We start from the raw sequence: 6306 nt of genomic DNA on the forward strand, positions 1-6306 counted from the left end.
TTCTAGTGTCGCTTCAGTTCCGACGTTCGTAAGAATATTGGACGTGACCGGATGCGACGGTCAGAACCGGAACGCTGGCCGCGAGCCTGAGGGACACAAGAGGCCTGGAGACAAAGGTGGAAGCGGGCGACGATCGTAATATCTTTCTTTCGACACTGCCCGCCACCGCCCGCGACCGCAAGATTGCCGCTGGCGTGCTCGCCGCCTCGGCCATTTTCTTTGCCGCTGCCCTCCCCTTTGCCCGGGTGCCGATGCCGGCGGTTCCCGCCTTTGTCGCAAGCTACCAGTCCGCACTGGCCATTTGCGATCTGATCACAACCATACTGCTGCTGTCACAATTTGCACTTTTGAGATCGCGCGCGCTGCTCGTGCTTGCGAGCGGGTATCTTTTCACCGCGCTGGCGGCGGTTCTTCACGCTTTGACTTTTCCCAGTCTTTTGACCGCCAACGGGCTTCTCAACTCCGGCCCGCAAACCGCGCCATGGATCTATATGGCCTGGCACGCCGGATTTCCGCTGTTCGTGTTAGGTTACGCCATTCTGAAAAGTCACGATGGCGGCCCGAAGGTCAAGGGATCGACCTACGGATCGATCCTCTGGAGCTTGGCTGCAGTTGTGGCCCTCATGGCGACAATTGTTTTCGTCGTCACACAGAAGCACCACCTCCTGCCGAGGCTCCTGAACGACCACGGTTATGCGCCCGTGCACGCTGGCATCGCAGCGGCCGTGTGGTGCATTGGCTTCGCGGCGCTTTTAGTCCTGTGGCTCCGGCGGCCACACTCGATCCTCGATCTCTGGCTCCAGATCGTGCTCTGCGCCTATCTTTTCGACATCGTGTCTTCGGCACTGCTGACAGAACGTTACGACCTGGGTTTTTTTGTCGGGCGCATTTACGGACTTTTCGCCGCCTGTCTCGTCCTCGCGGTACTGCTGCTGCAAAACATCAACTTGCAGTCTCGCCTCTCCCGCCTGCTTCACACCTTGCGCCGCGAGAGTCTTTCCGAACAGCAGCGCTACCGGGAACGCGAACGCCTCTTTAGTTCGGTGGTGGAATCCTCCAAGGACGCGATCATCACCAAGAAGCTCGACGGCACCATCACCGGCTGGAATCCGGCGGCCGAGCGCCTGTTTGGATATACCGCCGCGGAGGCGATCGGCCGCCATATCGATCTGATCGTTCCGAACGAAAAGCTCGAAGAACTAAACGAAATTCTCGATCGCGTGGGCCAAGGCAAGACCATCGTCGACCACGAAACCTCACGTGTGGCCAGGGACGGCCGGCGCGTGATCGTTTCGCTTTCAATCTCCCCGCTGCTCTCCAGTTCGGGCCAGATCGTCGGCGCTTCCAAGATCGCCCGCGACGTGACCGAAAGCAGGCGGACGCAGGCGGCGCTTACCCAGGAGATCGAGGAACGAGAGCGCATATTCCAGACGTCGCAGGACCTCATCCTGGTCACCGACACCAAGGGCACGTTCGTCCAGGTCAGCCCAAGCTCGACGGCAATCCTCGGAATAGAGCCGGAGGAAATGATCGGCCACAGCGCGGCGGAGTTCATCCATCCCGACGATCTCGAAAGCACGCGCGAGGAAATGCGATCGGCTCGGCGCGGACACCTGATGCGCAACTTCGAGACCCGCTACATGCACAAGGACGGCCATGCCGTCAGCCTGTTCTGGATGGGAACATGGTCAGAACCGGTCCGGAGGCATTTCTTTGTCGGCCGGGATCTCACGGAGAAGCAGGCGGCCGAAGCGCAGTTCCGCCAGGCCCAGAAGATGGATGCCATCGGCCAGCTGACCGGCGGGGTCGCGCATGACTTCAACAACATCCTGACCGTCATCACCGGTACTATCGGCATTCTGGCGGACGCCGTGGCCGAAGACCCGCAGCTCTCGGCGATCGCCAAGATGATCGACGATGCGGCCGAGCGCGGCGCCAGCCTGACCAAGCATCTGCTCGCCTTCGCTCGCAAGCAGCCGCTGCAACCGCGCGAGATTGACGTCAATGCGCTGGTCATCGAAACCATCAAGCTGCTGCGGCCGACGCTCGGCGAGCATATCCAGATCAATCCGCAGCTGAGTGCGAATGCATGGTCCGCGCTGGTGGACCCGAACCAGCTCACCACGGCGATCCTCAATCTGTCGCTGAATGCCCGCGACGCGATGCCCTCCGGCGGCAAGCTCGTGATCGAGACCGGCAATGTCCATCTCGACGAGGGCTACGCCGCGATGAACCGTGACGTCGTCGTCGGCAATTACGTCATGGTTGCAGTGAGCGATACCGGAACCGGAATTTCGCCCGACAATCTGGATCGGGTGTTCGATCCGTTCTTCACGACCAAAGAGGTCGGCAAGGGGACGGGCCTCGGGCTGAGCATGGTGTTCGGCTTCATCAAGCAGTCCAACGGACATATCAAGATTTACAGCGAGGTCGGCCACGGAACCACGGTGAAGATCTATTTGCCGCGCGCGACCGGCTTGTCCGACACGCCGGTGGAATCGCTCGCATCGATGAGCGTCGCCGGCGGCAACGAGACGATCCTGGTGGTCGAGGACGACAACCTCGTGCGCCGTTACGTCGTCACGCAGATCCAAAGCCTTGGCTACAGGACACTGGAGGCAAGCAGGGCATCTGAGGCCCTCAAGATTATCGACGGACCCGACCAGATCGACCTTCTCTTTACGGATGTCATCATGCCCGGATCGATGAATGGCCGGCAATTGGTCGACGCGGCGCTGGCGCGGCGCCCCGGATTGAAGACGCTGTTCACCTCGGGCTATACCGAGAACGCCATCGTGCATCATGGGCGTCTCGATACCGGCGTCCTTTTGCTCGCCAAGCCCTACCCGAAGTCGGATCTGGCGCGCATGGTCCGGCTTGCCCTCGACAGCTAACGGTCGAGAGCTCTTATTGCGAAGTTCGCAGCGCTGATGCAACGGCTTGCGAACTTCGCAATAAGAGCCGCTCGGGTAGCGTATTGATCTACGTGCTCAGGTTCAAAAATGCCCCATGAAGAACGCATGAGCTGCCACAGCAAAGGCATTCGCGATGAATAACCTCCTTACCGACATCTCAGGCGTTTGCGTCGGCCATGCCCAGGATGCCGCCCTCGCATCCGGCGTCACCGCCGTGCTGTTCGACCAGCCTGTGGTCGCAGCGATGGATGTGCGCGGCGGCGGACCCGGAACCCGCGAAGGAGCCCTGCTCGATCTCGCCAATACGGTCGAGAAAATCGATGCCATTGCGCTTTCGGGTGGTTCGGCGTTCGGGCTTGAATCCGGCGGCGGCGTGCAGGCCTGGCTCGCCGAACGGGGCCGTGGCCTCAATGTTCGCGGCGCCGTAATCCCGATTGTGCCCGGCGCCATCTGCTTCGACCTTCTCAACGGCGGCAACAAGCAATGGGGCCGCTTCGCGCCCTACCGCGATCTCGGCTATGCCGCAGCGGCGGCAGCCGCAACCAGCTTTGAGCTCGGCAGCGTCGGTGCCGGCCTTGGCGCCCTCACCGCAAACCTGAAAGGCGGCCTGGGCTCCGCCTCCGCCGAGACCAAAGATGGCGTCAAGGTTGCGGCGCTCGCCGCAGTCAATGCACTCGGCAGCGTGACAATCGGCGACGGGCCATGGTTCTGGGCCGCGCCTTTCGAGATCGGCGGCGAATTTGGCGGCCGCGGTTTGCCGGCCGCGTTTACGGCGGACATGCTGAACATGCGCATAAAGGGCGGACCGAGCGCGACGGAGATCGAAAACACGACATTGGCCGTAGTTGTCACCGACGCCGCTCTCACCAAGCCGGAGGCCAAGCGGCTGGCCATGATCGCCCAAACCGGATTTGCGCGCGCGATCTACCCAGTGCACGCACCGATGGATGGCGACGTGCTGTTCGCGGCTGCAACCGGCGAAAAGACCGTCGATCCGTTGGTCGGCCTCACCGAGCTTGGCTTGGTGGCTGCCAACACCGTGGCGCGTGCCATCGCCCGCGGCGTCCATGCGGCGACCGCCCTGCCTCTACCCGGGGCATTGCCGGCGTGGCGGGATCGCTTTGGGTAGCCAACTCGGGATCACACGCTCATCGAAATCGGGCTGAAGCCGAGCGGTACGGCGGTTGACTGAACCAGCTGGTTGACCGCGTTATAGGTCGACGAGGCCGTGCCGGATGGCGAGACGGCTTGGGATTGAGACGAAGCCGAACTGCCGAAGGCCACGGCCGAACCAACATTGCCCGAATCCGAACTCTGCGCATCAAGCAGTGCGTTGAAGCTTCCGGACGAAATATGGGCGCTGCTGAACCCCGAAGCAGTGCCGGAGACGGCCCGCGATACGTCGGAACTGCCATCCAGACTGAAGCCTCCGGGTCCGGTCGGCTGTGATGAGGGCTGTGACGGCGAAGTCAGCGACTGGATGGCGTCGAATGCGATTGAGGCGGCGCCGATAGCAGGCAGCATGGCTCTAACTCCGAAGGAACCGGTTTGATCGTTCCCACGAGGTTGATCAGCAAGCGCCGTGCCATTGCAAAAAGATCAATGAATTTATGGCCTTCGCTGCGCCCGAACACGGCATGAAATCGGCAATTGCTGCCGCTTGCGGCAGATTTTTCCATCTCTGATGCCCCGCATTGCCGGAAAAGTCTGCGCGTGTTAGGCGGAAAAGCGCGCGGCTCCCGCGCCTGTAAACAGCTTGTCGGAAGGCAGCGCAGATGTCCGCTTCCCTCGCCCCCCGTCCCCTCATCGTTGCGCCGTCGATCCTGGCTTCGGATTTTTCCAAGCTCGGAGACGAGGTGCGCGCCGTCGATGCCGCCGGCGCCGACTGGATACATCTCGACGTAATGGACGGGCATTTCGTGCCGAACATCTCCTATGGGCCCGACGTCATCAAAGCGATCCGCCCGCATACCAACAAGATCTTCGACGCGCATCTGATGATCTCGCCCTGCGATCCTTATCTCGAGGCGTTCGCGAAAGCCGGATGCGATCACATCACCGTCCATGCGGAAGCAGGCCCGCATTTGCATCGCTCGCTGCAGGCCATCCGCACGCTTGGCAAGAAAGCCGGCGTCTCCCTCAATCCGGCGACACCGATCGCGGCGATCGAGTATGTGCTCGACAATATCGACCTGGTGCTGGTGATGTCGGTCAATCCGGGCTTCGGCGGCCAGGCCTTCATTCCATCCACGCTCGCCAAGGTCCGCGACCTGCGCGCGATGACGGCAGGTCGGCCGATCGACATTGAAGTCGATGGCGGCGTTGGCGCCGACAATTCCGGCGAACTGGCTGCCGCCGGCGCCAATGCGTTCGTCGCGGGCTCGGCGGTGTTCAAGGGCGGCACGATGGAAGCCTACAAGGCCAATATCGCGGCGATCAGAAACGCCGCCGCGATCGCACGCGGCGAAGCGATCTGAATCTCGGTCCTGCCGCGGACCCGCTATTTAAGCGTTTTGATATAGTCGGCGAGGTCCGCAACTTCCGAGCGGCTGAGCGACAGGTTCGGCATGTTCGGATGGGGCGCGAGCAGCAGGAGCGCCAGCCTGGCGGCGTCAAAATCCGGCCTTGACGCAATCGATGCGAAAGACGGAGCCAGATCTGTCGGTGCATTTCTCTGCTGCGGGCCGACGACATGGCAACTCCTGCACCAGCGTTCCGCGATGGCTTTGCCGTGGCTTGCGTCGGCTGCAACGGCACCTTGTTGCATCGGGAACGAAGCCAGCGCCAGAAGGCAGATCGATAAAAATGTCCGTTTTGATTCCAGCATCTGGGCTTCTCACATTCAGGGGTTAACGTCGCATTGTTTCCTGTCTCGGCCAGTTACCAAGTTCAGGCCTTGATCTGCCGCAAATCCGGTCCTCTTCATTGGCTCGTCTACTAGATCGCCGGCATCGACCGATCGTCGCCGGGCGGCGTGTCGCGCGTACTTGACGGGTTCGCTTGTCGTGCCGGCCGCACCACGGTGACGGTGCAGGAAGCCTCGGACGCGACCTTGGCGGAGGTGCTGCCGAGCAGCGAGCGCACCAGCGAATTCTGCCGCGCTCCGATCACGATGTGATCGACGTGATTGGCCTCGGCAAACTCAAGAATCGCCCCTGCGGGATCGACTGCCTCCAGCACATGCACTGTCAGCCGGCTCTCGTCGAGTTTGAGCGGCGACGCCCAATGTTTCAGCGTGACCAGACGGCTCACGTGCTTGTTGTTGCCCTCCTCATCGAGCGTGCGGTCGATGGTCACGCGGCCAAGTTTCAAAACATTGAGGCAGGCGAGCCGCGCCAGCGGCGATGTCTTGAGAATACGCGCAACGGTCACGCGCAGGGCTTCGTTCATT

General features: G+C 61.7%; 6 protein-coding genes. 3 read left to right on the plus strand and 3 right to left on the minus strand.

The window, feature by feature from the left end; all coding sequences use genetic code 11:
* Positions 1 to 116: 116 nt before the first annotated feature.
* Positions 117 to 2894 (plus strand): PAS domain S-box protein, encoded by a 2778-nt coding sequence (locus tag NEZ08_RS18280; protein ID WP_298109845.1) that lies wholly within the window; start codon positions 117 to 119, stop codon positions 2892 to 2894.
* Between the two features lie 154 nt (positions 2895 to 3048).
* Entirely contained in the window at positions 3049 to 4044 is a 996-nt protein-coding gene (locus tag NEZ08_RS18285; protein ID WP_298109848.1) for a P1 family peptidase, read from the plus strand.
* Between the two features lie 11 nt (positions 4045 to 4055).
* Here NEZ08_RS18285 and NEZ08_RS18290 read toward each other — a convergent pair whose 3' ends face one another.
* A complete protein-coding gene (locus tag NEZ08_RS18290) occupies positions 4056 to 4439 on the minus strand; it encodes a hypothetical protein (RefSeq protein WP_298109851.1) in 384 nt (127 codons plus the stop codon).
* Positions 4440 to 4690: 251 nt separating this feature from the next.
* Here NEZ08_RS18290 and rpe point away from each other — a divergent pair, with 251 nt between their 5' ends.
* Positions 4691 to 5392 (plus strand): ribulose-phosphate 3-epimerase, encoded by a 702-nt coding sequence (gene rpe / locus NEZ08_RS18295; RefSeq protein ID WP_298109854.1) that lies wholly within the window; start codon positions 4691 to 4693, stop codon positions 5390 to 5392.
* 23 nt (positions 5393 to 5415) lie between these two features.
* Here rpe and NEZ08_RS18300 read toward each other — a convergent pair whose 3' ends face one another.
* A complete protein-coding gene (locus NEZ08_RS18300) occupies positions 5416 to 5742 on the minus strand; it encodes a c-type cytochrome (protein WP_298109856.1) in 327 nt (108 codons plus the stop codon).
* 110 nt (positions 5743 to 5852) lie between these two features.
* On the minus strand, positions 5853 to 6306 hold a 454-nt coding region (locus NEZ08_RS18305), incomplete at its 5' end, for a universal stress protein (RefSeq protein ID WP_298109859.1).

It is taken from the genome of Bradyrhizobium sp., assembly GCF_027451485.1.
In the GTDB taxonomy this organism is placed as follows: Bacteria; Pseudomonadota; Alphaproteobacteria; order Rhizobiales; family Xanthobacteraceae; genus Bradyrhizobium.

Bases quoted from the DNA above. Each gene is read 5' to 3' on its own strand.
- NEZ08_RS18285 (WP_298109848.1), top strand. From the start codon at position 3,049: ATGAATAACCTCCTTACCGACATCTCAGGCGTTTGCGTCGGCCATGCC.
- NEZ08_RS18290 (WP_298109851.1), bottom strand. From the start codon at position 4,439: ATGCTGCCTGCTATCGGCGCCGCCTCAATCGCATTCGACGCCATCCAG.
- rpe (WP_298109854.1), top strand. From the start codon at position 4,691: ATGTCCGCTTCCCTCGCCCCCCGTCCCCTCATCGTTGCGCCGTCGATC.
- NEZ08_RS18300 (WP_298109856.1), bottom strand. From the start codon at position 5,742: ATGCTGGAATCAAAACGGACATTTTTATCGATCTGCCTTCTGGCGCTG.